This is a genomic window from Mesorhizobium sp. M0119, from assembly GCF_040322615.1.
In the GTDB taxonomy this organism is placed as follows: domain Bacteria; phylum Pseudomonadota; class Alphaproteobacteria; order Rhizobiales; family Rhizobiaceae; genus Mesorhizobium.
In genome coordinates, this window is sequence record NZ_JAMYTU010000037.1 from 21,543 (window position 1) to 45,058 (window position 23,516).

General features: G+C 62.8%; 21 protein-coding genes. 10 read left to right on the forward strand and 11 right to left on the reverse strand.

From position 1 onward, the window contains the following. The first annotated feature begins 67 nt into the window (after positions 1-67). Entirely contained in the window at positions 68-1,093 is a 1,026-nt protein-coding gene (locus NKJ40_RS25275) for an aldose epimerase family protein (protein ID WP_352468406.1), read from the forward strand. A 113-nt stretch (positions 1,094-1,206) separates the two neighbouring features. Here the strand turns inward: NKJ40_RS25275 and NKJ40_RS25280 are convergent, their stop codons facing one another. From NKJ40_RS25280 to NKJ40_RS25300, 5 genes are all read right to left on the reverse strand, one after another. Continuing rightward, the gene (locus NKJ40_RS25280; protein WP_352468407.1) at positions 1,207-2,127 is read right to left on the reverse strand and encodes a phosphorylase family protein; all 921 of its coding nucleotides are present in this window, start codon (positions 2,125-2,127) and stop codon (positions 1,207-1,209) included. A 14-nt stretch (positions 2,128-2,141) separates the two neighbouring features. Then, positions 2,142-2,933 (reverse strand): ABC transporter permease, encoded by a 792-nt coding sequence (locus NKJ40_RS25285; protein WP_352468408.1) that lies wholly within the window; start codon positions 2,931-2,933, stop codon positions 2,142-2,144. Continuing rightward, positions 2,926-3,813, reverse strand: a complete 888-nt coding sequence (locus NKJ40_RS25290) for an ABC transporter permease (RefSeq protein ID WP_352468409.1) — start codon at positions 3,811-3,813, stop codon at positions 2,926-2,928. The genes NKJ40_RS25285 and NKJ40_RS25290 overlap by 8 nt, the downstream gene beginning before the upstream one ends. Next, entirely contained in the window at positions 3,810-4,847 is a 1,038-nt protein-coding gene (locus NKJ40_RS25295) for an ABC transporter ATP-binding protein (protein ID WP_352468432.1), read from the reverse strand. The genes NKJ40_RS25290 and NKJ40_RS25295 overlap by 4 nt, the downstream gene beginning before the upstream one ends. A gap of 127 nt (positions 4,848-4,974) precedes the next feature. Further along, positions 4,975-6,015 (reverse strand): ABC transporter substrate-binding protein, encoded by a 1,041-nt coding sequence (locus NKJ40_RS25300; protein WP_352468410.1) that lies wholly within the window; start codon positions 6,013-6,015, stop codon positions 4,975-4,977. 147 nt (positions 6,016-6,162) lie between these two features. On the opposite strand from NKJ40_RS25300, the gene NKJ40_RS25305 reads away from it, so the two are divergent. Then, a complete protein-coding gene (locus NKJ40_RS25305) occupies positions 6,163-7,212 on the forward strand; it encodes a LacI family DNA-binding transcriptional regulator (protein WP_352468411.1) in 1,050 nt (349 codons plus the stop codon). A gap of 12 nt (positions 7,213-7,224) precedes the next feature. On the opposite strand, the gene NKJ40_RS25310 is transcribed toward NKJ40_RS25305, so the two are convergent. Next, complete coding sequence (locus tag NKJ40_RS25310; protein ID WP_352468412.1) at positions 7,225-7,809, reverse strand: TetR/AcrR family transcriptional regulator; 585 nt, start codon at positions 7,807-7,809, stop codon at positions 7,225-7,227. Positions 7,810-7,912: 103 nt separating this feature from the next. Between NKJ40_RS25310 and NKJ40_RS25315 the strand changes: the two genes are divergently transcribed. From NKJ40_RS25315 to NKJ40_RS25325, 3 genes are all read left to right on the forward strand, one after another. Then, complete coding sequence (locus tag NKJ40_RS25315; protein ID WP_352468413.1) at positions 7,913-8,728, forward strand: oxidoreductase; 816 nt, start codon at positions 7,913-7,915, stop codon at positions 8,726-8,728. An 84-nt stretch (positions 8,729-8,812) separates the two neighbouring features. Beyond that, positions 8,813-9,760, forward strand: coding sequence for an alpha/beta fold hydrolase (locus NKJ40_RS25320; protein ID WP_352468414.1), 948 nt, complete (start codon positions 8,813-8,815; stop codon positions 9,758-9,760). A 5-nt stretch (positions 9,761-9,765) separates the two neighbouring features. Next, positions 9,766-10,767 carry an NADP-dependent oxidoreductase gene (locus tag NKJ40_RS25325; RefSeq protein WP_352468415.1) on the forward strand — a complete coding sequence of 334 codons (1,002 nt, stop codon included), beginning with the start codon at positions 9,766-9,768 and terminating at the stop codon, positions 10,765-10,767. Here NKJ40_RS25325 and NKJ40_RS25330 read toward each other — a convergent pair. Next, on the reverse strand, positions 10,760-11,689 hold the full coding sequence (locus NKJ40_RS25330; protein WP_352468416.1) for a sugar kinase: 930 nt from the start codon (positions 11,687-11,689) through the stop codon (positions 10,760-10,762). The two genes, NKJ40_RS25325 and NKJ40_RS25330, sit on opposite strands and share 8 nt — an antisense overlap. 158 nt (positions 11,690-11,847) lie before the next feature. Between NKJ40_RS25330 and NKJ40_RS25335 the strand changes: the two genes are divergently transcribed. Then, positions 11,848-12,294: a FixH family protein gene (locus NKJ40_RS25335; protein ID WP_352468417.1), complete on the forward strand. Its 447-nt coding sequence runs from the start codon at positions 11,848-11,850 to the stop codon at positions 12,292-12,294. 7 nt (positions 12,295-12,301) lie between these two features. After that, positions 12,302-13,501, forward strand: a complete 1,200-nt coding sequence (locus NKJ40_RS25340) for a cytochrome-c peroxidase (protein WP_352468418.1) — start codon at positions 12,302-12,304, stop codon at positions 13,499-13,501. Between the two features lie 237 nt (positions 13,502-13,738). Here NKJ40_RS25340 and NKJ40_RS25345 read toward each other — a convergent pair whose 3' ends face one another. After that, the gene (locus tag NKJ40_RS25345) at positions 13,739-14,191 is read right to left on the reverse strand and encodes an Lrp/AsnC family transcriptional regulator (RefSeq protein WP_352468419.1); all 453 of its coding nucleotides are present in this window, start codon (positions 14,189-14,191) and stop codon (positions 13,739-13,741) included. 162 nt (positions 14,192-14,353) lie between these two features. Here NKJ40_RS25345 and putA point away from each other — a divergent pair, with 162 nt between their 5' ends. Next, the gene (gene putA / locus NKJ40_RS25350) at positions 14,354-17,965 is read left to right on the forward strand and encodes a bifunctional proline dehydrogenase/L-glutamate gamma-semialdehyde dehydrogenase PutA (protein WP_352468420.1); all 3,612 of its coding nucleotides are present in this window, start codon (positions 14,354-14,356) and stop codon (positions 17,963-17,965) included. Positions 17,966-18,032: 67 nt separating this feature from the next. On the opposite strand, the gene NKJ40_RS25355 is transcribed toward putA, so the two are convergent. The 3 genes from NKJ40_RS25355 to NKJ40_RS25365 are packed head-to-tail and all read right to left on the reverse strand — an operon-like array spanning position 18,033 to position 21,941. Then, the gene (locus NKJ40_RS25355; RefSeq protein ID WP_352468421.1) at positions 18,033-19,355 is read right to left on the reverse strand and encodes an energy transducer TonB family protein; all 1,323 of its coding nucleotides are present in this window, start codon (positions 19,353-19,355) and stop codon (positions 18,033-18,035) included. A gap of 1 nt (position 19,356) precedes the next feature. Next, positions 19,357-19,788 (reverse strand): hypothetical protein, encoded by a 432-nt coding sequence (locus tag NKJ40_RS25360; RefSeq protein WP_352468433.1) that lies wholly within the window; start codon positions 19,786-19,788, stop codon positions 19,357-19,359. 5 nt (positions 19,789-19,793) lie between these two features. Next, positions 19,794-21,941 (reverse strand): TonB-dependent hemoglobin/transferrin/lactoferrin family receptor, encoded by a 2,148-nt coding sequence (locus tag NKJ40_RS25365; RefSeq protein WP_352468422.1) that lies wholly within the window; start codon positions 21,939-21,941, stop codon positions 19,794-19,796. Positions 21,942-22,229: 288 nt separating this feature from the next. On the opposite strand from NKJ40_RS25365, the gene hemP reads away from it, so the two are divergent. Both hemP and NKJ40_RS25375 read left to right on the forward strand, forming a co-directional pair. Next, positions 22,230-22,436, forward strand: coding sequence for a hemin uptake protein HemP (hemP, locus tag NKJ40_RS25370; protein ID WP_352468423.1), 207 nt, complete (start codon positions 22,230-22,232; stop codon positions 22,434-22,436). Positions 22,437-22,445: 9 nt separating this feature from the next. Beyond that, positions 22,446-23,507: a hemin-degrading factor gene (locus NKJ40_RS25375; RefSeq protein ID WP_352468424.1), complete on the forward strand. Its 1,062-nt coding sequence runs from the start codon at positions 22,446-22,448 to the stop codon at positions 23,505-23,507. The last annotated feature ends 9 nt before the right edge of the window (positions 23,508-23,516 follow it).

Here is a 23,516-nt window from a genome sequence, read left to right on the forward strand (position 1 = left end):
AATACCGAAAAAGACCCTGAGCCGCTTTGGAAAGGCCAGGCTGGCATCGAGCAACGAACTTGCGAGCATGGCGATGAAGGACGGCGAGGTTTTCGGCACGACGCAGGCGGGCGAGGAAGTCCGCCGCTTCACCATCCGTGGCGGCGGCCTCACCGCCAACATCATCGGGCTGGGCGCGATCATCCAGGATCTGCACCTGGCCGGGCACGAGGCGCCATTGGTGCTCGGCTATGATCGTTTCGAGCACTATGAGACGGATACCGCCTTCTTCGGCACTGTCGTCGGGCGCTACGCCAACCGTATCCGCGACGGCCGCTTCACGCTTGCCGGCAAACGCTATCAGACCGAGCGCAATTTCCTCGAAAGGCATACGCTGCATGGCGGTTCGCAAGGTTTTTCGCGCCGGGCCTGGGCGGTTTCGCTGCATGGCAGGGATTTTGTCACGCTGACCCTGCACGACCCCGACGGTACGATGGGCTTTCCCGGCGCGCTCGACGTGACCTGCACCTACCGGCTGAAGATCCCCGGCACGCTCAGCGTCGAACTGACCGCCACCTGCGAGGAGCCGACGCTCTGCAATCTCACCCAGCATTCCTATTTCAACTTGGATGACGGCGGCGCCGGCGACATTCTCGACCACCGGCTGATGCTGAATGCCGGCGCCTACCTGCCGGTCGACGCGGACCTGATCCCGACAGGCACGGTCAAGCCGGTTGACGGCACACCCTTCGATTTTCGCCAGGCGCGGCCGCTGCGCATGGAGACCGAGGGCGAGCAGCTCCCCTACGACCAGAATTTCTGCCTAGCCTCGACGCGCGGGCCGCTGAAGCAGGCGTCGTGGGCGCAAGGCGCGAATTCCGGCGTCGAAATGGAGCTCTGGACCACGGAGCCCGGCGTCCAGCTCTATACCGGCCAGTATCTGGCGCCATCCTCGCCTGGATTGGGCGGGCGCCAGTACAAGGCTTTTTCAGGCTTCTGCCTGGAGCCGCAAATCTGGCCGGATGCGCCCAACCGGCCGTATTTCCCGCAAGCCACGCTGTGGCCGGGCCAGATCTACCATCATGTGACGGAATACCGGTTCAGGCTGCCTTAGGGCTGGAGTGCCGCTGCCGAAGCGTACGACTTGAGCGTCGCGAACATGCCCAGCGTAGCGCCTTCGGGATCCTCGGCCGGTGCCAGAGCTTCAGCTAGCACACCAGGGTTATCTCAGAACCGGCTGGAGCGTTCTTGCGGCTGAGGCGACTTCAAACCCTGACAGGAGCACTCCGGATCAGCGGGAAGTCGCGCTGCGGTCTCCAGCGCGACCCGCGAGGCTGTCATGGAGAGACTGGGCAGCACGTCCTCCTGCAGCAATTTCTGGCGATTGCGATCCATATAATCGTTGAAGCCCGCCGTCACGAACGCGCAAGGCACGAAACACGCGCCGATCTCGCGCGACAAGGTCGCCTCGGGGGCGATGGAATGGTTGAGTACGTCCGCCCCCATGCCCCGATACGCCAAGGCTTCTGCTGGCGTTGTCAGCCGGGGCCCATAACAATGGGCAGCCACCAACTGCTGTTCGACGCCATAAACGCGGCATTCGGCTGGCCAATGACGGCGGGCCGTTTCGACCAGAACCGCCGCACATCTTGGACACACGATTTGCTTGCCCGAACAGTCAAAGCTCTGGCGGTCAGGAAGCAGTGAAAACGGGGTCTGCGTCAGTTCGATGATATCGGCGGCCACCACCATGTCGCCCGGCTGGATCGCCTTGTTGACGGCGCCCACAGTCGAGCAGGCGAGAACTTGCCGTACACCCGCCCGCATCAATACCCAGAACGCGCGGCGATGGCAGGAATGGTCGATACGGTCGCGGGGATTGCCGTGCGAATACATGCACAACGCGCGCTTCGCTCTCCCTTCCGCTGTGATCGACGCATCGAACTCGAGCAGCTTCCAGTTGTCGGTGCGACCGAAAGGCGTTTCAAAACTCATGTCGCGCCGCAAGGTGCGCACACCATCGAATTCGACATCTTCGGGGAAGGCAAGCCCCCAGTTTGCCGACCCGGTGATGATGGCCAATCCTACCTGTGGGATGTCCGTCGAATGGTCCGTCAGATCGTCGGCTGCGTGGCGATTGGTGGGCATGTTTCCAGTCTCGGTCAGGATTTTTGGCGAAGGGTCACAATCAAGACCACGGCCACGACGATGACGGTCCACAATGTCGAGATCGCCGCAATGGTCGGATCGATCTGATCGCGCAGCGACAGGAACATAAGCTTCGGCATCGTGCTGTTGCGACCACTTGCGACGAAGATCGAAATCACAGACTCGTCGAGCGAAGTCAGGAACGCCATCAATGTCGCCGACAGCAAGCTGATCCGAAGTTGCGGAACGATTATTCCGCCAATGGCCCTGGCCCAGTTTGCACCGAGGCTGCGCGCCGCCTGAACCTGGTTCCAGTCAAAGCGGGCGAGCGCGGGCAGCAACACAATGCAGGCGACCGGAACGGCCAGCACCACATGTCCGACCAGCACACCGAATAGCGTTCCGATCAGATGTTGTGCGGCCAACACAAAGAAGAGACCGATCGCAAGCAGGATACCTGGGGTGATCGAGGGGGTCAGCAGGACGCTCTGGATGGCCGCAGCGGTCTTTCCGCCCAGCCGATTCATTGAAATGCAGGCGAGCAGCGCGAAAGGCACCGCGATCAACGCCGTCAATGTCCCAAGGATCAAACTCGTTCTGAGCGCGGCCATCCACGTTGCCGAGCCGAAGAAGTTCTCGTACCAGCGCAACGAGTAGGCGTGCGGCGGAAACTCGAGGAGATTCGACGCCGAAAAGGACAGCGGCACCACCACGAGCGTCGGCAGCATCAGAAACGCCATGACAAGAGCGGCAAAGCTCCAGAGCAAAATGCGGGCGAGCCTGTTTTGCGGATAGGCTTCAAGCATGGGAGGCTTCCACGGTGTTCTGGGCCACCAGACGGCGTGCCGCCAGCAACATCACACCGATCAGCGCCATAAGAACGAGGAGCAGAATGCCCAGGACGCTCGCCGACCCCCAGTCCTGAAAGGTCGATAGTGTACGCTCGATCCGGGTAGAGAGCGGATTTACCTTGCCGCCGCCAAGCACCGCCGGCGTGATGAAAAAACCTATGGCGTAGATGAGGACGATGATCGAACCCGAGAAGATGCCGCCCGCCGAAAGCGGCATAATGACTGTGCGGATGACCTGCCTGAGAGTGGCTCCCATGCTCGCTGCCGCGCGAATGAGGTTTGGGTCGATATCGCGCATCGCAGCATAAACAGGCAGCAGAAAAAGTGGCAGCATGTAGTGCACCATGCCGATGAGCGTTCCCGTGAAGTTGTAGACCAGCGGCAATGGCTCCGCCGTCAGGCCTGAACCGGTCAAAGCCGCGTTGATCAGGCCATCACGCCGCAAGAGCACGAGCCAACCATAGGTACGCACCAGAATAGAGGTCCACAGCGGCAGCATGACGAACGCCATGAGCACGTTGGCCAGCCTTGGTCTGATGCTGGCCAGCGCCAGCGCCAGAGGGGTGCCGAGAAGAATGCAGGCCGCCAGCGTACCCAAGGATAGTTCGAGGGTCGTGACGAGCGCCGACCACGTCAGTCCGCTCGAAAGGACCTTCTGGTAATTGCCGACGGTGTACTCACCCGCGGTGGTCAGGAAGGATTGCCGGATGATCCAAAGGATGGGCAGTATCGCCGCCAGCCCAACGATGAACAGCGCCGGGAGCGAAAGTGAAAGGAAAAACCGCCGCTCGCGCTGCGCATCCGCCGCGAGCGCCGGATCCTGGACGACGGTCACGCCATCGCTCCCGGTATCGCGTGAACCTTCGCTGCTGGTGCGTATGCGGTCACCCGCTGACCGGCCGCAAGCTCGGCGCAGCCGCCGGCCAGCGCTGCCGGAATGCAGACAAGAACCTCTTGCCCACCGTCAAGCCCCAGCGTCAAAAGCCAGTTCTCGCCGCGGAACGCTTTGGCGCGCAGTATTCCTTCGAGAGCCACTCCGTCTCCCCCGACGAGCTTCGCATCAAGATGGAAGCTTTCGGCGCGGATCATCAGAGTTTCGCGGGACGCTTCGGCGCCATCGATTCTGCGCGCCGAGCCCGGGGCCACAATGTTAGCCTCGCCCATGAACTCCGCGACGAAGCGGGTCGATGGACGATCATAAATCCGCTGCGGCGTATCTATCTGCTGGATGCGGCCAGAATTCATCACCGCAATCCGGTCAGACATAATCAGCGCTTCGCGCTGGTCGTGCGTCACATAGATTGTGGTGATCCTTAGATGATCATGCAGACGCCGGATCTCATACTGCATGGTCTCGCGCAGATTCTTGTCGAGCGCCGACAGCGGCTCGTCCATCAACATTACGCGCGGTTCGAAGACGATAGCCCGCGCCAATGCCACCCGTTGACGTTGGCCGCCGGATAGTGCGGCAACATTGCGCTCCGCCAGACCATCCAGCTTCACGCGGGCCAAGGTATCAAGCGCCCGCTGACGCGCCTCCGCTCTCGGTACCTTGCGCAGCACCAGCGGATACGCGACGTTCGCCAGGACATTCATGTGGGGAAACAAGGCGTAATTCTGGAATACTATGCCGATGTCTCGTTTGTTGGGCGGCAGGCGGGTGATGTCTCGATCGCCCAAGAAAAGTTTACCGGAATCCGGCCGGACAAACCCGGCCAGAGCCATGAGTAACGTGGTCTTGCCCGATCCCGATGGCCCTAGCAGCGTGAGGAATTCGCCAGCCTGAATGTCGAGCGAAACATTATCCAGTGCGACGTAGGACCCATAAGCCTTGTGCACGCTTTCGATGGTGATCGCGAGCGACTTCATCATGTGCTCCAGCCTTGAAGCGCGTCGCGTTCGACCGGCCTCACGCGACGCGCTTTAGGTTCTTGTTTTCATGCATGTCGTTGTCGCGCGCTGCACATTTTTGCGCGACATGCGTCAGAGCTGAAAGTCAGCGGGCCATCATTTCATCGAAGGCTCTTTGGGCAGCCTCGCCATTTTTGACCCACCATTCTGAATTGGAAAACACCGAAGTGCCAGCATTTTCAGGCGCGGTCGCAAGGGTCTTCAGACGGTCCTCGGGAATAAGGCCACCCTCATATGCCGCAGGATTGACTGGGCCGTAGGCAATGAAATCGGTCAGCTTGGCAACGCGCGCGGGCTGCGTCATCGCTGCGATGAGCTTCATCGCGGCTTCCTTGTTCGGCGCTCCCTTCGGCACCCCAAGACAGTCCGTGCCGATGACCGAACCCTTGAACGTGTAGTCAGCCGCGCCGCCATCTGCCTTCACGGTTTGGGCCCGTCCGTTCCAGGTAATGACCAAATCCGCTTCACCGTCTTTCAGCAGCTGCGCGGATTGAGCGCCCGAGGTCCACCACACGGCGACATCTGGTTTGATCGCTTCAAGCCGCTTGATGGCGCGTTCTAGCCCTTCCGGCGTGCTGAGCACGGAATAGACGTCGGCCGGTGCCACGCCGTCGGAGAGAAGCGCGATCTCGATCGAGTCTTGCGCATTGGCGCGCAACGCGCGACGGCCAGAAAATTTGGCAACATCCCAGAATTCCGCCCACGTCTTCGGCGGGTTCTCGCCATAGGTCTTGGTGTTCCACGACATGACGGTGCCATAGGAATCGAACGGATAGCAGTAGTCGGACTTTGCACCCTCCGGCACGGATTTCGGATCGATGATCTTGTAGTCGAGTGGCTCAAGCAGCGACTGTGCGGCAGCCTGGGCACCTTCCGGCGAACCCAGGTGGACGATGTCGGTCGTGACTGCACCCGAGGTAACCTGCATCTTCAGGGCGGCCAGGCCGTCGCTCTGCGTCTCCTCGCGGACATCATAGCCGAGCTCTTTTGCAGCCGGGCCCCACATGGCTTCCTTTATGGCGTTGCCATAATCGCCGCCTGCGGTCGTGATGGTGACCGTCTGCGCATGCACGGGCAGGGCAGCCGAGATTGCGAATGCTGTTAAGGAAATGCGTAGCCAGGACATAGGTTCTCCTCCCCAACTTTTATGGAATATTGCTTGAAAGAGCCATTATTTTGTAATCGTAACGTTACGATTGCACCTGAATACGCTTGAGTCAAGCTGCTTCCTATGGGAGTTTGGATTGACCGGGATGTCGAATTCGGCAACGTTATGGCGGTCAGCAAATCAGCCGGCGCTTTCGCAAATGAAGTCGGGCGAACAATGGCCAATCTAAAGCAGATCGCGGCGGAACTTTCCCTCTCGGTGACCACGGTATCCCGCGCTCTGAAGGATGGGCCGGAAGTGCAGCCCTCGACCATAGCCCGCGTCAAGGAGGCGGCTAAGCGGGTCGGCTATTTACCAAATCATTATGGTCGCGCGCTCAAAACCGGTCGAACGCAAACGCTGACGGCCGTACTCCCGATGGAGACACGAGACCATCTGTCCGATCTGTTGAAGCTTCCTTTGATCGAAGGCATGACGCTGGCGGCGCGGCAAGCCGGTTATAGTCTGTCCATCTATTCCACCACTCCCGACGATGATCCCGTTGAGAGTGTGCAGCGGCAGCTTCAGGCGCGCAGCGCAGACGGCCTGGTCATCACGCGCCTGGTGTCGGCTGATCCGCGCGTCAAGCTGCTGCTGGATAAACGCATGCCATTCGTCGCGTTTGGAAGAACCGACCTGGATATCGCGTATCCCTATGTCGATGTCGACAATGAACAGATTGCCTATGAGGCGACCCGGCGGCTCATGGATATGGGCTGTCGACGCATTGCGCTGCAACTTCTCGTTCCGGAGGACCAGGCGAGTGCCATGCGTCTTTCCGGGTATGGAAGGGCAATGGCCGAGGCCGGTATTCCGATCGACCAATCGTTGATCGGTCATGGTATGTTCACCATGGAATCGAGCGCAGGCTGGTTCGATCGCTTGCTGGCGTCGTCAGATCCGCCGACGGGCTTGGCGTGCGCCAACGAACTCGGCCTTCTGGGAGCGTTGCACGCTCTCGGCAAGCGGGGTCTTACACCAGGCCACGACGTCCACATCGTCACCCGTGACAGCACGCGGCTGGCACGCTTCCTGCCGGCAAAGATCGGAGTTCATTCCGTGGATATGGCGGGTGTTGGACGCAAACTTATCGAAATCCTGGAGAGCCGGATCATCAATCCGCTTGGGCCGGTGGAGACAGTCTTAGTGCAAGGCAGATTCGAGCCGGCCGAATAGTCCGGGCTGCCCTCAGGATGCCACCTCGTCTTGAACCGGCCGGATCAGCGCCTTTGCGGCAACTGCTCCCGCCGCCAGGATACGATCCGACAATTCCGTCCCTTCCACGGCGCGCGCGAGTTGAAGCGTGCCGATGAGCGTTGCAAACATGCCCAACGCAGCACCCTCGGGATCATTGGTCTGCGGCAGAGCTTCGGCTATCTGGCGCACCAGGGATTGAATGCGCTCGGCGTAGAGGGCCCGCGTTTCAGGCGGCTGCCGCCCTATTTCCGGCAACAACGCGGCCGAAGCGCAGCCCTTTCCAGGATTGTCCCGGTGCTCGGCCGATAGATATGCCTCTATGGCCATTTCCGGGCCGCCGGCGGCCAACGCTTCCTGCACTTGATGCGACTGCGCGTCCAAGGCCGCCGCCACGCTTTCACGGACGAGCTCCGCCTTGGACTGGAAGTGCGGATAGAAGGCGCCGTTCGTCAGCCCGGCGTCGCTCATGATGGTTGCCAGCCCGGACGCCGCGATGCCGTCAGATCGAAAACGTTCGGCGGCGACCTCCATGATCCGGCTGCGTGACGCGTCTTTTCGGCCCTTTTCGTAGCGCATGGCTGCTATTCCTCTTTGCTATTGCATTATTAGCGTAATGTGATATTATGATCATAATTCAATTGGTGGAAAAAAGCTAGCCCTCATGATTTTGGAGCACGAAATGAAGATGAATTCGGGAAAGACCGCGCTCGTGACTGGAGCCTCCTCGGGCATTGGCCGAGCCAGCGCCCAGGCACTGGCGCGGGCAGGGTTTACGGTCTTCGGGACAAGCCGCAGGGCGACAAGCAACGGACCGACACAGGTATCCATGCTGACGTGCGACGTCACCGACGGGGACTCGGTCGGCGCCCTCGTATCAACTGTGCTCGCGCAGACCGGCCGGATCGACCTCCTGGTCAACAATGCCGGTGTCGGCCTGCTAGGCGGCGCCGAGGAATCCTCGGTCGCACAGGTACAAGCCCTGTTCGACGTCAATCTGTTCGGCGTCATGCGAATGACCAATGCGGTGTTGCCGTCGATGCGGCGGCGCGGCGAAGGGCGCATCATCAATATCGGCTCCATTCTGGGACTGGTACCCGCGCCATACTCAGCTCATTACTCGGCGGTCAAGCACGCGCTCGAAGGCTATTCGGAATCGCTCGACCACGAGGTGCGCGCCTTCAACGTCCGCGTTTCCGTCATCGAGCCGGCATTCGTCCGCACCGTCTTCGACCAGAACGGCATCGAGCCGGATTCGCTGTTGAAGGAATACGATCGGGCTCGAGCCGGGCTCAAGGCGCTGCTGGGCGATGTGATGCCCAAGGCCGATCGGCCGGAAGTGGTGGCGGATGTGGTTGTCAAGGCAGCGACCGATGCCCGTCCGCGACGGCGCTATCCCGCTGGTAAGGCAGCGCGCCAGGTCAGCCTGCTGCGCCGCTTTGCCCCCGCGGGGATTTTCGACAAGAGCCTGCGCAAGCAGTTCCGCTTGCCGGTCTGAACAACAGCGAGCCAGAGGATCACGCACATGCGACTAGCAACCACAACACATTTGGTCAGGCCCTACGAGACGGAGGCGCCAAATATGACACATACATCCAATCGGTCGCCGCGTTCACCGGCATTATTCCGGGACGCGCCAACACGCTCGGTCGATGTCGGCGGTACAGCCTTTGCTTACAGGGAACTCGGGCCCAGGACGGGCGTGCCGGTGATCCTGCTCAACCATCTTGCTGCTCAGCTGGACAATTTTGATCCGCGCATCGTCGACGGTCTCGCTGCGACCCGGCGGGTGATTGCCTTCGACAATCGCGGCATCGGCGCTTCGGGTGGCAAGACTCCGTCGACCATTTCCGACATGGCGCAGGATGCGGTCGCCTTCATCCGGGCCCTGGGATTCGAAGAAGTCGACCTTTTCGGCTTTTCTCTCGGCGGCTTCGTGGCGCAAGAGATTGTGCTGACCGAGCCCAAGCTTGTGCGCAAACTCATCCTGGCTGGCACGGGGCCGGCCGGTGGGCAAGGCATCGACAAGGTGACGCCGCTGACGATCGTGGACATGATCAAGGGCGCGCTGACTTTTCGGGATCCGAAATACTATCTCTTCTTCACAAGAACGCCGAATGGGCGCCGCGCCGCGAAAGCATTTTTGAGACGGCTGAAAGAACGCCGGACCAACCGGGACAAGGCGGTATCGCTGAGCGCCTTCGGCGCGCAACTCAAGGCGATCAAGGCCTACGGACTCCAGGCGCCACAAGACCTGAGCACCATCCGCATTCCCACTTTGGTTGCGAATGGCGACCAGGACAGGATGGTGCCGAGCAGCAATACCTACGATCTCGCCGGGCGTATCCCGGGGGCGCATCTGATTATCTATCCGGATGCCGGTCATGGCGGGGTATTTCAGAACTACGCCGATTTCGTCCCGAAAGCCCTGTCCTTCCTCGAGGCTGAGGCCTTGCCGCAGGGCGGCTATGCAGCTGAAAACGTTCGGCTTGTTTCGTCCCGAACAGCAACAGACATTCTTAGAAAGTAACTGCCATGAAGGCATTCGTTGTCGATAAGTATAATAAAAAGGGCATTCTGCGGCTGGCCGAAATGCCGGAGCCGGAGCTGCAGGACAGCGATGTTCTGGTCGAGGTCCATGCCGCAGGGGTGAACCTGCTCGATTCCAAGGTCAGAACCGGAGAATTTAAACTCATCCTGCCCTATCGCCGGCCCTTCACCCTGGGCCACGACGTGGCCGGGAAGGTTGTTCGCGTGGGATCGAAAGTCCGCAAGTTCAAAGCCGGCGACGATGTCTATGCGCGGCCGCGCGATGGCCGGATTGGGACATTCGCCGAATTCATTGCCGTGAATGAGGCCGACGTAGCCTTGAAGCCTGCGAATCTCAGCATGGAAGAGGCGGCCTCGATTCCCCTGGTCGGGCTGACCGCCTGGCAGACGCTCATAGAAAGGGCAAACCTGAAGAAGGGACAGAAGGTATTCATTCAGGCTGGTTCCGGCGGCGTGGGAACATTCGCCATTCAACTGGCCAAGCACCTCGGCGCGACCGTTGCGACAACCGCGAGCGCGGCGAGTGCCGATCTGGTCAAAAGTCTCGGCGCCGATGTCGTTGTCGACTACAGGAAAGACGACTTCGAGAAAGTTCTGTCGGGCTACGATGTCGTCTTGAACAGCCAGGACGCCAAAACACTGGAAAAATCCCTGAGCGTGCTGAAACTGGGTGGCAAGCTCATCTCCATTTCCGGTCCACCGGATCCCGAATTTGCCAGGGAAAAGGGACTGAATTTGATGCTGAGGCTGGTGCTGCACCTACTCAGCCGCGGAATTCGGGCCAAAGCCAAGCGCCGCGGGGTGCAGTTTTCATTCATTTTCATGTGGGCGCAGGGCGATCAACTAAGCAAAATCACCGCCCTCATCGAAGCCGGCGCGATCCGCCCGGTTTTGGATCGGGTCTTCCCATTCGAAGCGACGAATGACGCCCTAGCCTATGTCGAAACAGGACGCGCCAAGGGCAAGGTCGTCATCAAGGTCAGATAGCAAGTCCTTCGAACGCTGCCCGCAGCGTCTCGAACGGCGCGAGTGCGCCGCGCACCTGCACGACGGCGGCGGCGACGCGATGGGCGCGTTGCACCGCCTCAGTCGGCCCATGGCCGGCAAGGCGGGCGGCGAGATAGGCGCCGTTGAAGGAGTCGCCGGCGCCGGTGGTGTCGACCGGGTTGGCCACGTGTACCGCCGGCACCGATTGCAAGATTCCGTTTTGCGCGATCAGCGCCGGTTCCTCGCCGTTCTTGACGACGACTTCGCCGACCAGCTTTCGCAGCCGTTCGGCGCTTTCCTGCGGTGTCGTATCACCAAACAGCATCTGCTCGTCGGGAAAGGTGGGCAGCGCGATGTCGGCGACGGCGAGCGCCTCGAGGATCGCGGCCTGCGCTTCCTCGCGCCGGCGCCAAAGCCGCGGCCGGTAATTGGGATCGAAGGCAATCAGCGAGCCGGCCGCGCGCGCCTTGGCCACGGCCGTCAGCAGCACGTTGCATGCATCCTCGTCGAGGATTGCCAAAGTGATGCCGGAAAAATAGACAAGCGCCTGGTTTTCAAGGCTTTTCTGCAAAGCGGCTGGGTCCGAGGCCAGCTGCCTTGCGGCCGCATCGGCCCGCCAATAGGTGAAAGAACGTTCGGCGCCTGTCAGCGTGATCGCATAGAGGCCGGGGCGGGCGCCCGCTATCACCGGGCTGGCGCCAATACCGATGCCGTTTTCGGCCAGGAACTTGATCTGGTCGCGCGAGAACGGGTCGTCGCCGAAGGCCGAGACAAACGTCGCCGGCCGCTTGCCGCTCAAGGCATGCAGCGCCCACAAAGTATTGAACGTGTCGCCGGCAAAGCCCATGCGCCAGTTCGGCCCGGCCTGGCCTGACAGCTCGAGCATGCACTCGCCGATCGAGGCGACGCCGTTTCCTGCCATGAAGTACTCCTCCATCCGTGCAATTGCGGTGCTGTAGCTTTTTGCGGCCGGCAGCGCCATGCTTGGCGATGGCGGATTCTTGCACTGGGCGCAATTTCCCACAGGGGCGTGGGACGCGATCTGCCCAGCGAAACGTTATCCGCAGAACAGGAATAGGTTTGGCATCGTTATGGCGTTATCTTCTTGGAGGCCTCGGCTTGGCTACCTTGCTCGCCGGCGTGCTGGCCGTCGTCTATCTGGCGGCGCCGCATGCGCCGCAACCAAGCTCGGACGTAGGCCGTTCCAAGACGACAGCGAACAAGCTGTTCGTGGCGACTTTCGAGCCCGAGAAGGGCGTCATCCGGCAGGGCGAACTGGAATCCTGGCTGCTGACGCTGAAAACCGTCGAGGGTGCGCCGGTGGAAGGTGCTGCGATAACGATTTCCGGCGGCATGCCGCAGCACAAGCACGGTCTACCGACCAGCCCGCAGGCGACCGATTACCTCGGCGAGGGGCGCTATCGCATCGACGGCGTGAAATTCACGATGAGCGGGTGGTGGCAATTGCATTTTGCCATTTCCGCTGCGGCCGGTTCGGACACAGTTGTCTTCAACGTGGTGCTGTGAGCCACTGATGGCCCGGTTTTCCAGTCTTCTCGCGTTGGTGGTGGTGGCCGTGCTTGCCGGCTGCGGCAGACCGGAGTTTTCCGACGCCGAAAAGCAGACCATCGCCTCGCTGGCCCTATCCAAGCTGCCGCCGTTGAAGCCGGACACCACCAATCGCTTTGCCGACGCGCCGGCCGCCGCGGCACTCGGTTCGACGCTGTTCTTCGACACCGGGATGAGCGGCGGCGGCACGGTATCCTGCTCGACCTGTCACAAGATCGACCGGCAGTTCCAGGACGACCTGCCGCAGGCGGTCGGCGTCGGCCGCACCAACCGGCGCACCATGCCGTTGGCCGGCGTCGCGCATGATCCCTGGTTCTTCTGGGACGGGCGGCGCGACAGCCTGTGGGCGCAAGCGCTGACACCGCTCGAAAATCCGCTGGAGCAGGCCGGCAACCGCGCCGCCTTCGCGCATTACATCAAGGCACGCTTCGGCGAGCGCTACGAGCGCATCTTCGGGCCGCTGCCGAACCTTTCGGGCGTGCCGGCCAATGCCAGCCCGCTCGGCACCGATGCCGAGAAGGCGGCCTGGAACGCCATGCCCGCCAGCCAAGCCGAGGAGGTCAACCGCGTCTTTGCCAATATCGGCAAGGCGGTCGCCGCCTTCGAGCGCTCGATCGCGCCGCCGCAGACACGCTTCGACCGCTTCGCCAACGATCTGGCCGCTGGCGCCGAGCCGAAAGGCGACGCCGCCTTTTCGCCGGAGGAAATCCTCGGGCTGAAATTGTTCATCGGCAAGGCCAATTGCGTGACCTGCCACAACGGCGCGCGTTTTGCCGACGGCAGTTTTCACAACACCGGCGTGCCGCCGGTCGCGGGCCTGCCGCCGGATCGCGGCCGCGTCGACGCGGTGGCGCAGGTCGAGGCCGACCCGTTCAACTGTTTCGGCGCCTTTCGCGACGGCGATGCCAGCGCCTGCCGCGAGCTGCGCTTCATGGTCAAGACCGGGCCGGAACTCGTCCGCGCCTACAAGACGCCGTCGCTGCGCGGTGCCGCCACCCGTCCGCCCTACATGCATGCCGGGCAGTTTTCCTCGCTGGACGAGGTGGTGGCGCATTATTCGAAGGCGCCGGCAAGTGTCGAGGGTGTGTCGGAGGTCCACCCGCTGCAGCTTTCGGACCGCGAGCGCGCGGCGCTGGTGGCGTTTTTGAAGACGCTGACGGAGTGAGGTTGGGTTTGCCGGGACGTGAAGATAGATTTCGACTTTCCCGACTTGAAGCAAATTAAAAAGGTGGCAATCACAAAGCCTCGAGATTAGCTGAGACATCCCTCCACTTCGTCATCCCAGGGTCTGTGCCGCGTCGCTTCGCTCCTTGCTCCGCCCTGGGATGACGAAGGGATGGTGGGGATAGGCTAATCGCCAGCGTTGGATCGGCCGCTGACATCGGTCTGTATGCAGAGATACTCACCGGTCCTTCACCGTCTCCATCGCGACAAACGTCGAGGTCTGGGCGACGTGCGGCAGGGCGGAGATGCGCTCGCCGAGCACGCGGCGATAGGCGGCGATGTCGGTAGTGCGGACTTTCAGGAGATAGTCGAAGCTCGACGCCATCATATGGCACTGCTCGATCTCCGGCACCGCCTGCACGGCGCGGTTGAAGGCGTCGAGCGCGGCCGAGCGGGTGTCGGACAGTTTCACCTGGACGAAGGCGACATGGCCTTCGCCCATGCGCTCACGGTCGATGATCGCCTGGTAGCCCCTGATAAAGCCGTCCTTCTCCAGCCGCTTCACCCGTGCCTGCACCGGCGTCTTCGACAGGCCGACTTTCGCCGCCAGTTCCGACATGGAAAGCCGGCCATTGCTGCCCAGGGCCAACAGGATGTTCCTGTCGATCCGGTCCAATTGGTCTTCTGCCATCGGATTCCTGGTCGAATTGGAGGTTATCCGTCCTAATGATAGATCAATCGACCTGTCCTGTCGATTTCTTTGGACCGACTGGACTCCCTACTTATGTTAGCTTGCGCCATTCGGTCCGGTGACGGCCGGCCCGCTCTCTTATGCTCGCTCTACAGGACCGCCATGCCAGCGCTCGACACCATCCGCCAGCAGATCCGTGCCAATTATTTGCCCGACGAAGACCAGGCGGTGAAGCGGCTGGCCGAGGCGACGGGGCTCTCGGGGAAAGACCGAAAGGCGATCTCGGCCCGCGCCGCCGATCTGGTGCGGGCGGTGCGCGGCTCGTCCGATCCGCGGCTGATGGAGGTCTTTCTGTCCGCCTACGGCCTTTCCACCAAGGAGGGCGTCGCGCTGATGTGCCTGGCCGAAGCGCTGCTGCGGGTGCCCGACACCGAGACGATGGACGACCTCATCGCCGATAAGATCGCGCCGCATGACTGGTCGGCGCATTCAGGCGGCTCGAGCTCGATCTTCATCAATGCGTCGACCTGGGCGCTGATGCTGACAGGCCGGGTGCTCGACGAGGGCGAGGGCGGCATCGAAGGCACGCTGCGCGCCATGGTGCGCCGGCTGGGCGAGCCGGTCATCCGCAAGGCGGTCGCCGCCGCCATGCGTGAAATGGGCGAGCAGTTCGTGCTCGGCCGCACGATTGCCGAGGCCGTCAAGCGCGGCCGGCCGATGACGCAGAAGGGCTACCTCTATTCCTTCGATATGCTGGGCGAAGCGGCCCGCACCGAGGCCGACGCCCTGCGCTATCTCAAGGCCTATGCCGACGCCATCTCGTCGCTCGATGCCGGCGCCAACGGCCCCGACATCCGCCAGAATCACGGCATCTCGGTAAAACTGTCGGCGCTGCATCCGCGCTATGAAGTGACGCAGAAGGAAAAGATGCTGCCCGTCATGGCCGAGCGGCTGCTGTCGCTGGCGCTGGCGGCGCGCCATTCGCGCATGGGGCTCAACATCGACGCCGAGGAAGCCGACCGTCTCGATTTGTCGCTCGACGTCATCGAGCGCGTGCTGGCCGAACCGGAGCTTGCCGGCTGGAACGGCTTTGGCGTCGTCGTGCAGGCCTATGGCCCGCGCGCCGCCTTCGTCATCGACTGGCTCTACGAACTGGCGAGGAAATACGACCGCAGCATCATGGTGCGGCTGGTCAAGGGCGCCTATTGGGACACCGAGGTCAAGCGGGCGCAGACGCTCGGGCTCGACGGCTATCCGGTCTTTACCCGCAAGGCCAACACCGACGTCTCCTACCTGGCCTGCGCGAAGAAGCTTTTGTCGATGACCGACCGCATCTACCCGCAATTCGCCACCCACAACGCCCACACCGTCGCCGCCATCCTGTCGATGACGACGGAGCGCGATACATTCGAGTTCCAGCGGCTGCATGGCATGGGCGAAGCTCTGCACGAGACGGTGCGCAAGGCCGAAGGCACGCGCTGCCGCATCTATGCGCCGGTCGGCGCTCATTCCGACCTGCTCGCCTACCTGGTCCGCCGGCTGCTCGAAAACGGCGCCAACTCCTCCTTTGTCCACCAGCTCACCGACGAGGAGGTCGAGCCCGAGGACATCGCCCGCGACCCGCTCGAGACGGTGGAGAAACAAGGCCCCGCCGCCAATCCGGCGATCGTGCCGCCGTCGGCGATCTTTGGCCCCGGCCGGCGCAATTCCAAGGGTTTCGACATCACCGACACGCTGACGCTCGCGGCGATCGACAAGGCCAGGGCCGAGTTCGCCGGGCCGGACCGCTGGCACGCCAAGCCGGTCAGCCGCGCCGCCGGCTACGGCAAGCAGCGTCCGGTCGTCAATCCGGCAAAACCTTCAGAAGTGGTCGGCACGGTCAGCGAGGCCGGCGCCAAGCAGGTCGAGACCGCCGTGCGCATCGCCGTCGAAGCACAACCGGCATGGGCAAGACGCCCGGTCGCCGAGCGCGCTGCCATTCTCAACCGGGCGGCCGATCTCTATGAGGCGAACGCCGTCGAGTTCTTCGCGCTGGCCGCCCGCGAGGCCGGCAAGTCATTGGCCGACGGCGTCGCCGAGGTGCGTGAGGCGGTCGATTTCCTGCGCTACTATGCTGCCGAGGCCGCCAATGCCGAAGCTGGAACGGAGGCGCGCGGCGCCATTGCCTGCATCTCGCCGTGGAATTTTCCGCTGGCCATCTTCACCGGGCAGATCGCAGCAGCGCTCGTCACCGGCAATTCCGTCATCGCCAAGCCTGCCGAACAGACGCCGCTGATCGCCTTCCGCGCTGTCCAGCTGCTGCGCGAGGCCGGCGTGCCGGAAGACATCATCCAGCTTCTGCCCGGCGACGGCCCCACGGTCGGCGGCCCGCTGACCGCCGATCCGCGCATTGCCGGCGTCTGCTTCACCGGCTCGACCGAGGTCGCCAAGCTGATCGAAAAGCAGCTCGCCGACACCGCCGCGCCTGACGCCATGCTGATTGCCGAGACCGGCGGCCTCAACGCCATGATCGTCGATTCCACCGCACTTCCCGAACAGGCGGTGCGCGACATCCTCGCCTCCGCATTCCAGAGCGCCGGCCAGCGCTGCTCGGCATTGCGCATGCTCTACGTGCAGAAGGACGTCGAGAAGAAGATGCTTGAGATGCTGAAGGGCGCGATGGAAGCGCTCAGCCTCGGCGACCCTTGGCGGATCTCGACCGACGTCGGCCCGGTCATCGATGACGAGGCACAAGCGTCGATCCGCGACTATTGCACGAAAATGGGCCTGCAGGGCCGGCTGATCGCCAAGCTCGAAGCGCCGAAGGACGGCCGCTTCGTCGCGCCGCACGTCTTTCGGGTCAAGGGCATCGAGGAGTTGGAGCGCGAGGTGTTCGGGCCGGTGCTGCATGTCGCCACCTTCGATGCCGACGAGATCGATGCTGTGATCGCCGCGATCAACCGCAAAGGCTATGGCCTGACCTTCGGCCTGCACACCCGCATCGAAGGCCGCGCCCAGCATTTCGTCGACGGCATCCATGCCGGCAACATCTACGTCAACCGCAACCAGATCGGCGCCGTCGTCGGCGCGCAGCCGTTCGGCGGCGAGGGGCTTTCCGGCACCGGGCCGAAGGCCGGCGGGCCACATTATCTCCGGCGCTTCCGCAAGGGGCCGGAGGCCGGCACCCATCTTGCCGAAGGCCGCAAGGTGACGGCGACCGAGCTCGCCGACAATCTGCCGGACCCGGCGTTTGGCGGCTGGTCGACGCGGCCGGACCGCGTCGCCATCCTGAGGAAACATCTCCGCGGCAAGGGCGCGGCGGCCATCGGTGCTGCCGCCGCGATCGATTTCGGCCAGGTCGACCTGCCCGGGCCGACCGGCGAGGCCAACACGCTGTCGCTGTCGCCCCGCGGGCGCGTGCTCTGCCTCGGCCCGGACGCCGACACGCTGCTTGCGCAGACGATCCAGGCGCTGGCCGCCGGCAATGCGGTGCTCGCCGTCGCACCCGGCGCGCCGGCTGCGCTATCGGCGCTGACCGGCAAGGGCCTGCCGCTGGCGGCCATCGACGGCAGACCGGACCCAGTCGAAGCGCGCTCGCTGCGGGTCGATGTCGTCGCCTTTTCTGGCACCCTCGAGGCCGCGCGCATCGTGCGCAAGGTCATCGCCGAGCGCGCCGGCCCGATCGTGCCGCTGGTCAGCGAAATCTATTATCCGGCCGCTTATGCGCACGAGCGCGCGGTCTGCGTCGACACCACGGCGGCGGGCGGCAATGCCAGCCTGCTGGCCGCGGCGTAGGTTTCGCCAGGGCTCGCGTATCGCGGGCAGGGGCGGCGCCGACTTTGTTGCCGCATGGTGACGATCGTTACCTGATACCGAGCGGCACTTCGAACTGCCAGGCCGAGCGACCGGCTCCGTCTGGAATCGGGGGAAACGGAGAAGCCCGGCGGACCGCGTCGAGAGCGGCCTTGTCCAGCGCGGCAACGCCTGAACTGCCCGTCAGCCTGGCCGACCGGACGCTGCCGTTCGAAGCGACAGTGAAAGCAACCGTAGCTGTGCCGGTGGCGCGCGTGCGTGTCGAATTGAAGGCCTGCACCAGCTTTGACCGGATCTTGCCGGGATAGTTCGTGACGGCTGCATTGCCGATGCTGGACTTGCCGCCCCTGCTGGCGGTCAGGATCTTGCCATCCTTCTGTCCGTCGGCCATCCCGCGCGCGACATCCGTTTCGTGACGGCCGTCGGAACCGGTCTTTCTCTTCTTGGAATCGGCTTTGGCAAGTGCCTTGCCCGCCTTCCTGCGCAGGGCCGGCTTTTCAGGCTCGTTTGGTTCGGCCTTCTTGGCCGACTTGTTCTTAGCGGTTGCCTTCTTCGGCTGCTTGGGCTCCGGCCTGTCCGGCTTCGATTCTTCCGCCGCGCCGACTGTCTCGGTCGTCTGAACAGTTTCGCCCGGCGCCGGGTCGGCTGGTGCAGGTGCATCTGTCTCGGCAGGGTTGGCAGCGCTGACTGGCGGCGGCACGGCATTGTCGTCGGCAGGCACCAGCCTGTCGGTCGCAAGGATGTCGGGCGATGGGTCCTGGCCGGCAGGCTGGACGGCTTGGGCAGGTGCCGGCTCTGTGCGATCGGCAAGGGCAGCAGTTTCCGTTGCGGCCTCGCTGACCGGCTCGACCATTTCTGTTCCCGATGCTTCGGCCGCGTCAGTGACCGGCTGGAGCGTCTCCTCCGCCGCGGTCGCCTGTGCCTCGACCGTTTCGACGGGCTTGGCGTCCAGCATGGTCACCATCGTTACGTTGGCCACTTCCGGGTCGTCTGCGGCATCGCCGGCCGCCTGCTGCGGGTCGGCGCCGAGCAGCATTTCGCCTTGCTGGTCGGCACCTTCGATCCTTGGCCGGTCGTCCGGCAGCGTGAGAAAGGCCAGCGCCACGGCTACGTGGAATGCGCAAGAGCAGGCTATCGCCACCGTCCAATTGCGGCGCCGCTGCTTCTGTCGTGCCTGCCGCAATGGCTCCACAGGTACCGCAGTCAAGTCGCCGTCGGCATCGGCGATGTAACTGTCTTCCGGCCTGTCGCGCGGCGAAACACGTAGCGCCCCGCGCGGGATGGCGAAATCCGGATCGTCCGGTTCCGGCGGCAGGAAACCGGCTAGCGGCCTCGCCACGGTGTTTCGCGCGAAAGCGGGTTCCAGTCCCAATTCAGACCCCGAAGGCGATGCCGGTCCTGGTCTGCGTCTTCAGCCCGCGCATGCAGGCATTTGGCTCGGCACCGGCGCATTCCGTGGCGCTGTTGATCAACACGCGGCTGACCTTGCCGCAATCGGTGCCGGCAAGGTCGAAACGCGTCACCTTGGTCTTGCCTGCCGGCAGCTCCTTGAAATCGAGCACGGTCAGCCGATCGACGACGCCGGCCTCGTTGAACAATGCGATCTCGAACGCCGCCTTGGACAGACCGGCGCCGAGATTGTTGGTGACCACGAAGGTCAGTCGGCAGCCCTTGTCGGAAGGCTGCGCGCCGTTGAGCTCGAGGATCAGCGCCGGCGCTTGCTGTTGTGTCCACGCCGGAGCCGCCGCAAGCGACATTGCCAACACAGCGGCGAACAGACGAAGGGGTGCTGTCACGCCTTGCATCATCGTCAGCCTCCAAACCTCATGGTCGCCGCCAGCTTCAGCGTAACGCCGGGCTCGTAGACGACACTCGTGGTCGACGCGTTCAGCGGGTTGGCATATTTGACGTCGAACAGATTGTCGGCGCGGAAATCGACCTTGAAATTGTCGGTCGCCTGGTAGCTGGCGAAGGCATTGACCAGCGTATAGTCCTTGGCCACCGCGTTGCCCTGCGGCTTGCCGTTGTATTGCACCTCACCGCCGATGGTCAGCCTGTCCTCGAGGAAGCGAAAGCCGAGTTGCCCGGTGATCTGGGAGGAGGGGACGGTGACAAGGTCCGCCCGTTCGCCTTCATAGGAAATCGTGTGGCCATCGGTGAACGAGGCGGAAAGGCCAGCAAAGCCCCACGCTGCGTCATAGACGCCCTCCATCTCGAAGCCGTGGATCTTGGCCTTGGCGAAATTCTGATACTGGAAGCAGATCGGTATGCCCGGACCGAACGGGCAGCCGCTGGTCGGGTCGAACGCCGATAGAGTTACGCCGTCGATGTAATCGTCGACATTGTTGTTGAAATAGGCCGCCTTCAGCCGCAGCGCGTCGTCGGCCTGGATGACGCCGTTGGTGCTGTAGTTGACGCCGAATTCCACGGTCTTGCCGGTTTCGGGCTTGAGACTGGGATTGGGGAGGAACGGGAAGCTGACGCCTGCCGGATGATTGCCGCTGATCAGCGTCTCCGACAGCGACGGAGAACGGTAGCCTTCTGCGAAGGTGCCGTAGAATTGCAGCCCGGAAAGGCTGGCGGTTTCGAAGGGCGAAACGCCTACTGTGATGCGTGGCGACAGCCGGTTGCCAGAGGTTTCGCCGACATCGCTGTCGAGCTTGTAGCTGTCGTAGCGCAGCCCGGCGATGACCTCGAGCCAGTCCCAGGTGAGCTTGTCCTGGACGTAAGCGCCGGAGACGTTTCTATCGCCCGAGGGCGTGTAGAAACTGTCGCCGCCCGCCGTGCCGCCTGTCTCGACATCGTCGCCAACCCAGTCGCCACCATAGGTCAGCTCATGCGCAATGCCGACGGTCTCGAATCTCGACGTGTTCCAAATGTCGATGCCGGAGGTGCCGATGTCGAACGTCGATTTCGAACCCGCCGGCAGAACCACAGGCAGGCCGGTGACCGGATCAAACCGGTTTTGCGCGACAAGGGTCGTCAAATCGAGCTTGGTCTTGTTGTAGGAGGCGTTGATGTGGAGATCGAGCCAGCTCTTGTCTTCGTCGGTGATGTTGTAGCGGGCCGTGAAGGTATTCGCCTTCGGGTCGGCGTCGTTCACCGGCGTACTGCCGCTGGTCTCGGTCCATCCGTCGTTCGAGCCGATCCAGCCGAGCTTCAGCTCGCTGTTTTCGCTGGGGCGGATGGTCGTCTTGAGGAGGCCGCTCAAGACGTCGAAGCCAGTGCCCGCTACAGTGTCGCCGCCGCCATGCTTGTAGTCGTCATAGTCGCGGTAGACGATATTGCCGAGCACGTCCCAGTTCTCGTTGATCCGATAGGCGCCGGTGGCGCTGGTGCTCCAGCCTTCACCGTTGGTTTCATAACGTCCGGTCGCTGATGCCGCCCAGGTCTCGTCCGGCTTGAGGAAATCCTGAGCATCCTTGGTGTCGAAAAAGACGACGCCACCGATCGCTCCGGAGCCGTAGGTGTTGGCGACCGGGCCGCGGATCACGTCGACGGATTTGATCAATTCGGGATCAATGTAGAAGGTCGATTGCGTGCCATGATCCGAGCGCTGGAAATTCTGGCGGGCACCGTCGACGATGACGGAGACGCGGCCGAAGTCCTGCAGGCCGCGGATGTTGATGCTGGAACTGACACGCCTTGCGTCGGCCTGGACGGCGACACCCGGCACACCCAACAGCATCTCGTTGGGCGTCGTCGCCATGCGGCGCTCGAGCTGTTCCTCGTCGACGTGGCTGGCTGAAGCAAGCGACTCGATCGCCGTCTCGCCGGCACGGCTGAGGATCAGGATCTTGTCGAGCAGCGTGGTACCCGCCGGGGCCGGCTTTACCTTTTCGGGCTGTTGAGACGGGTCAGTCTGCTGCTGGTCGGCTGCCGGTTGGGCGGCCTGCTGGGCGCCGGCCGGTGTGGCGAGCAGCGGGATCGCCGCTGCGCCGGCCAGCAACGCGGCCATTTTGCTTGCCATCGACCCCATTTTGCTTGCCGTCGACCAGTGTGCCAGGCCGCTGCCCGCCGGCCGTCCCCAATTCGCCAACCCCATGCTGCAACTCCAAGAATCCATGTTCGATGCTGGCTGGCTTGGGGCTCGCTGGCATTTTTCATCGTGTCCGGCGTCTTAAATGTTGACTCATTTACTCCGGTATTGCACTGCTAGATAACATGACCATTCGAGTCAAGAATTGAATCGGCATTTCACGCAGGCGCCGAGCCAGATGCCCGGCACAAAACAGGGAGCGAACCCATGAACACGCACGATCCCAGCGACTTTCGCTATCGCGTCCGCCGTTCCGACGAAAATTCCGCCCGTTTCGACCGGGTCCAATCGGCCGTGAGAACGCTGTCCAGCAACACGCTGTTCCAGGGCGAGCACGAGATCGGCATCGAACATCACGGTGCGCTGTATCGGCTGAAGATCACCCGGCAGGGCAAGCTCATCCTCAACAAGTAGGTGGTAGAAATGGACCAGCGCGTAAAACCTGCCCCGCACGAGATCCGGCGGGCACGGGCAGACAATCCGAAGATGCGCGAGCGCGACCTCGCCGCCCAGCTCGGCATTTCGGAGGCCGAACTGGTCGCCGCGCATTGCGGCGACGGCGTCGTGCGCGTCGAGCCGCGTGTCAACGACCTTTTGACTGGCCTCGAAGCTGTCGGTGAGGTGATGGCGCTGACCCGCAACGAAAGCGCGGTGCACGAGAAGATCGGCGTCTACGACAAGGTCGTCACCGGTAATCACAATGCCATGGTGCTCGGCGAAAACATCGACCTGCGCATCTTTCCGAAAGTCTGGGCGCACGGCTTTGCCGTGGAAAAGCGCGACGGCGCCGACATCCGACGCAGCCTGCAGTTCTTCGACACCGCAGGCGAGGCGATGCACAAGGTGCATCTCAGACCCGCATCCAACCTCTACGCCTATCAGAAGCTGGTGGCCGGGCTGGAATCGCCGAACCAGGAAACGACGGTGGCAATTTCAGCGGGCGCGGCTGACGACGAGGCCGAGACTGCGGACAATTCGGCCAGCGTCGACGATCTGCGCGACCGCTGGAGCCAACTGACCGACGTGCATCAGTTCTTCGGCATGTTGAAGACACTAAAGATCAGTCGCCGTCAGGCGGTGCGCATGGTCGGCCAGGACTATGCCTGGCTGGTCGACAAGGATGCGGTGAACGCCATGTTCAACCACGCCGCTGCTGGCGCCATGCCGATCATGTGCTTTGTCGGCAATCGCGGCTGCATCCAGATCCATTCCGGCCCCGTCGCCTCGATCAAGCCGATGGGACCATGGCTCAATGTGCTCGACGAGACCTTCCATCTGCACCTGCGGACCGATCACATCGATGAGGTCTGGGCCGTGCGCAAGCCGACCAAGGACGGCCATGTCACCTCGCTCGAAGTCTATGGCGCCGACGGCAAGATGATCATCCAGTTCTTCGGTAAGCGGCATGAAGGCGAAAGCGAGCGCGAAGACTGGCGCTTTCTGGCCGAAAACCTGCCGCGTATCCCAAGCCCGACTGCAGCCTGAGGAAAACGA

Coding starts and splice junctions, on each gene's coding strand:
- putA (WP_352468420.1), top strand. CDS start 14,354: ATGCCAGCGCTCGACACCATCCGCCAGCAGATCCGTGCCAATTATTTG.
- NKJ40_RS25310 (WP_352468412.1), bottom strand. CDS start 7,809: ATGCGCTACGAAAAGGGCCGAAAAGACGCGTCACGCAGCCGGATCATG.
- NKJ40_RS25365 (WP_352468422.1), bottom strand. CDS start 21,941: ATGGCCGCGTTGCTGGCCGGCGCAGCGGCGATCCCGCTGCTCGCCACA.
- NKJ40_RS25315 (WP_352468413.1), top strand. CDS start 7,913: ATGAAGATGAATTCGGGAAAGACCGCGCTCGTGACTGGAGCCTCCTCG.
- NKJ40_RS25360 (WP_352468433.1), bottom strand. CDS start 19,788: ATGCAAGGCGTGACAGCACCCCTTCGTCTGTTCGCCGCTGTGTTGGCA.
- NKJ40_RS25285 (WP_352468408.1), bottom strand. CDS start 2,933: ATGCTTGAAGCCTATCCGCAAAACAGGCTCGCCCGCATTTTGCTCTGG.
- NKJ40_RS25305 (WP_352468411.1), top strand. CDS start 6,163: ATGGCGGTCAGCAAATCAGCCGGCGCTTTCGCAAATGAAGTCGGGCGA.
- NKJ40_RS25325 (WP_352468415.1), top strand. CDS start 9,766: ATGAAGGCATTCGTTGTCGATAAGTATAATAAAAAGGGCATTCTGCGG.
- NKJ40_RS25280 (WP_352468407.1), bottom strand. CDS start 2,127: ATGCCCACCAATCGCCACGCAGCCGACGATCTGACGGACCATTCGACG.
- NKJ40_RS25340 (WP_352468418.1), top strand. CDS start 12,302: ATGGCCCGGTTTTCCAGTCTTCTCGCGTTGGTGGTGGTGGCCGTGCTT.
- NKJ40_RS25330 (WP_352468416.1), bottom strand. CDS start 11,689: ATGGCAGGAAACGGCGTCGCCTCGATCGGCGAGTGCATGCTCGAGCTG.
- NKJ40_RS25345 (WP_352468419.1), bottom strand. CDS start 14,191: ATGGCAGAAGACCAATTGGACCGGATCGACAGGAACATCCTGTTGGCC.
- NKJ40_RS25300 (WP_352468410.1), bottom strand. CDS start 6,015: ATGTCCTGGCTACGCATTTCCTTAACAGCATTCGCAATCTCGGCTGCC.
- NKJ40_RS25295 (WP_352468432.1), bottom strand. CDS start 4,847: ATGAAGTCGCTCGCGATCACCATCGAAAGCGTGCACAAGGCTTATGGG.
- NKJ40_RS25375 (WP_352468424.1), top strand. CDS start 22,446: ATGGACCAGCGCGTAAAACCTGCCCCGCACGAGATCCGGCGGGCACGG.
- NKJ40_RS25320 (WP_352468414.1), top strand. CDS start 8,813: ATGACACATACATCCAATCGGTCGCCGCGTTCACCGGCATTATTCCGG.
- hemP (WP_352468423.1), top strand. CDS start 22,230: ATGAACACGCACGATCCCAGCGACTTTCGCTATCGCGTCCGCCGTTCC.
- NKJ40_RS25275 (WP_352468406.1), top strand. CDS start 68: ATGGCGATGAAGGACGGCGAGGTTTTCGGCACGACGCAGGCGGGCGAG.